This window comes from Compostibacillus humi (assembly GCF_014637175.1).
GTDB lineage: Bacteria > Bacillota > Bacilli > Bacillales > Amphibacillaceae > Oceanobacillus > Oceanobacillus humi.
Window position 1 is genome coordinate 1 of record NZ_BMEV01000126.1, and the last position, 2,998, is coordinate 2,998.

Annotated in this window: 3 protein-coding genes; all 3 read right to left on the bottom strand. The window is 38.5% G+C overall.

Annotated features, from left to right (window positions below):
• Positions 1–316: 316 nt before the first annotated feature.
• Entirely contained in the window at positions 317–883 is a 567-nt protein-coding gene (locus IEV18_RS16625; RefSeq protein ID WP_188393475.1) for a biotin transporter BioY, read from the bottom strand.
• A 273-nt stretch (positions 884–1,156) separates the two neighbouring features.
• Positions 1,157–1,810 carry a DNA alkylation repair protein gene (locus IEV18_RS16630; protein ID WP_188393476.1) on the bottom strand — a complete coding sequence of 218 codons (654 nt, stop codon included), beginning with the start codon at positions 1,808–1,810 and terminating at the stop codon, positions 1,157–1,159.
• 141 nt (positions 1,811–1,951) lie between these two features.
• The gene (locus tag IEV18_RS16635) at positions 1,952–2,908 is read right to left on the bottom strand and encodes a DNA/RNA non-specific endonuclease (protein ID WP_188393477.1); all 957 of its coding nucleotides are present in this window, start codon (positions 2,906–2,908) and stop codon (positions 1,952–1,954) included.
• Between the last annotated feature and the right edge of the window lie 90 nt (positions 2,909–2,998).

Genomic DNA, 2,998 nt, shown 5'->3' on the forward strand with positions numbered 1-2,998 from the left:
TCGATAAGGCCCCTTACAAAGAATTACTCACAAATTAATTATTATTGACCTGTTTTCAGAAAGTTATACGAGAAACCGTAAAATACGGTGTCTCTGCTTTCCTATTGCCAAATATAGACTAATAATATTATTATCCAAAGATTTTGATTTTATTCACATGGTTTAGTGAGGTAGCTAAGTAATTTTATTTTCACAGAAAAATCCCTGGACATGAACTCATGTGCCAAGGATTTTTTGATTTGTTAAACCAGCAGCAGCTTAAGAGACTAGTAACTTGACTGCACACTGTAATTCCTTCTGCCAGTCGTTAACAGCTTTAAGCAGAATCCCCTTTTACTTGAATCAGATTTGCCTGTACTAAACGCTGTCTTACTACAATACCGATCCAGCTGGCTAAGAATGCTTTAATAAATCCAACTACAAGGAATGGATAGACTCCTGCCGCCATTGCCGCACCCCACGTTAAATCGAGTACAAATTTCAAATGGACGGTACCGAAGAATAAGGTGACAAACATTCCTACAATATTGGCTAATAGTGCCATCGGAATGGTGAATTTTGTCTTCTCAAGAATAAGACCTGTCACAAATGCAGTTGCAATGAAGCCGATAATATACCCCCCGGACGGCCCGACGATTACTTGCAGCCCTCCGCTAAATCCTGCAAATACAGGCAATCCTATTGCTCCAAGCAGCATGTAGCAAACCATGGAAAGTGCTCCCTGCCTGCTTCCGAGGATTGTTGCCGCCAGTCCAACCGCCAATGTTTGCCCGCTAATCGGTATAAGCGGCAATGGAATTTCTACCTGTGCCAAAATAGCTGTAATCGCTGCAAAAATTGAACAGTTCAACAATACTCTTAATCTTTTACTGCTATCATTCATTATCCTTTCTCCCCCATATAAATTTCTAAATAATGATTTAAATTTTAAAATAAAACCCCGATAATGTCAACCTATTAAATTACAAGTTGACAATAGTAACCGTTCTAAAAATATTTATGGAAGAGAAAGTCTCACTTATTATATTCGCTTAGGACTAATTAAAATAAAATAACTGCTAATGAATCAATACATTAGCAGCTCTTTCAAGCAAAAAATATTTTCATCTAAAAACTGGTGGGCAAAGGGACATCGTTAACCATCAATAAAATGAAACTATTTATTTTGCCGTTTGTTAACTTCCATCGTAATAAACTCTGGTAAATAGTTGGGTGTACATCCTTTTGCTACGATTTCATCTTTGTAAAGACCTGTTTTTTCACCGATTTTCATACAACGTTCGCGATACTTTTCATCATAAACGCCGATCCAGCCTGCAGTGAAATTCATCGCCCATTGTACTTCCGGTTTTTCCTTGGCGATATTCGCTTCGATTGCAGACAGCAATTCTTCGGTGTTATCAGGTGGTGTTTGTCCAGTCCATCTTAATCGTGCCTGATAATACCAGTAAGTTCGCCTTTGTAGAGCTGAAGGACTATTTTCCCATGACTCTATCAATGCAATTGTTTTCTTGCTTTTAGTAAGATGATTCGCCATTAACCAATCCATCAGGTTAGTTCGCTCCTTAGAAGGATGCGACTGCATATCCCTATCAAGCATATTTAGCACTTCTTCTGAAAGAAGTTTTTTATTCATAATTAAGATGGCTAAAATTCTGGGCAGAAACTCTCCGGTTGACCAAAGTTCCATCGCCAGTTCGTGATCTTTTTTAATTTCCTTCGCAATTTTTCGTAATTCGCCTAGCTTCGTATTGCTGTCAATCTGCTGTAGAATGTTTTCTGCTTTTAAAGAGGGTTTTATTTCATTCATTTCATTTCACTCCTTATACTCTAGCATGCCCTTGATCATATTAATCTAGAACATTATTTCAACGCAGTCTTCCAATGTTTTTGATATTGTAACATTTAACGTATTTGAGCATTCTCCTAGGTGCTTCGAAGTTCCAGATGCTTACTCTCCTACCATTCCGTCGTTATCCCGGTCATCCATATAAGGGTATAACCAATGATCACGCGTAATTGGCATTCTGAATCCTGCTGCTTTTGCTTCTTTAATCGTTACTTGTCCATTTCCATCTGTATCAATGCTTGAAATATCACCCGTTTTGTTTGATGGTTCTTTTTTCGTTAAACCGAGTGATTCATTTACTTCATCCGGGTTCACATTGTCAAATTTGTCGACAATCTTATTGCCGTTTATCGTATACGTATACTGATAACTTGAAGGAATTTGGGTTTCTGTATCTGGATAGGTGATAATTGCTTCAAAGTTTGTTGCACCGCCTGCTTTGCGTATCGCATCTTCCATATAAGCTTGATCACCGTGTCGGTTGAGCGTACTGTTTTGTGGAGTAATATTATACGCATTGGATACTCCGCCAAGAGAATCGGCAATGATGTGGCCTTCATCTAAATCGTCCCTTTCAACGCCAGGAACCTTTGCTTCATCTGAGTAATATCTGCCATTTGATAATACCGGTTCTTTACTGTCATCTTGCAAAATGATTTCTTCGGCAATGACACGTACGAGTTGACCGTGTTCATTCGTAAGCGCCCAATATTCCCGGTCGCCAAAACCGATGTCAACGACGACGTTAGGTTCACGATAGCCGGACAAATCCCCGCCATCCACTTCTATGAGTTTATATCCTGCAAACAGATCAGTCTTTGATTCGGCTTCTGTTTCCTCTGCTGCCGCTTCATCATCTGCATTTGTATCCAAATCTTCTTTATCACTGTTTTTATTCGTTTCAACTGTGGCTGCTTCTTGTGAATCCGTTTCTGCATCTGTAATAGATGCATCTTCTGCATCCGTACAGCCAACAATAAAAATGGCAGTTATAAGTAAAAATAAAGATTCATCACCACTTTTTGTGAAAAAGCATAAAAAAGGAAAACATTTCTGAATTCCTGGCAATAATGTTAGCACCAAAACAAAACATTAATAGGAGGATTCAAAAATGTTTTCCGTGTTACTAGAATTGCCAGAATTTGAAGT

What these genes read in the sequence shown, in the direction of transcription:
- IEV18_RS16625 (WP_188393475.1), bottom strand. Translation starts at nt 883, where the DNA reads ATGAATGATAGCAGTAAAAGATTAAGAGTATTGTTGAACTGTTCAATT.
- IEV18_RS16630 (WP_188393476.1), bottom strand. Translation starts at nt 1,810, where the DNA reads ATGAATGAAATAAAACCCTCTTTAAAAGCAGAAAACATTCTACAGCAG.